General features: G+C 74.4%; 1 protein-coding gene. It reads right to left on the bottom strand.

The features are described from left to right. Positions 1-359 (bottom strand): YbfB/YjiJ family MFS transporter (locus ACEN88_RS34710; protein ID WP_413346954.1); only part of this gene is annotated, 359 nt, incomplete at both ends.

The raw sequence follows: 359 nt of genomic DNA, 5'->3' as shown, positions 1-359 counted from the left end.
GCCGCCACCAGCGCCAGCTGACGGCGGTCAGCAGCAGCGACAGCGCGCCCAGCCCGGCCCAGGTGGCGGCGAGGCCTTCGTTCAGCAGCAGCGGCACGACGGTGCCCGAGGCCGCGATACCGAGACCGAGCCCGAGGAAGATCGCGCCGCTGGCCACGCCGCGCCGCTCCGGCGGCACCTGCGGCAGGATGCTCAGCGCGGCCAGCACCATGATGCTGCCGCCCGAAAGACCCGACAGGAAGCGCCAGCCGAAGAACCAGGCGACGGACAGGGGCAGGGCGCAGGCGAAGAATGCGAGCGAGGCGAGCGCCATCATCAGCTGCAGCGTGCGCCGGCTGCCCAGGCGCGCGGCCAGGGGC

The organism is Massilia sp. CT11-108 (assembly GCF_047302915.1).
Lineage (GTDB): Bacteria > Pseudomonadota > Gammaproteobacteria > Burkholderiales > Burkholderiaceae_D > Telluria > Telluria orientalis.
The sequence above is the reverse complement of the archived record's forward strand: the minus strand, read 5'-3'. Positions and strand labels throughout refer to the sequence as shown.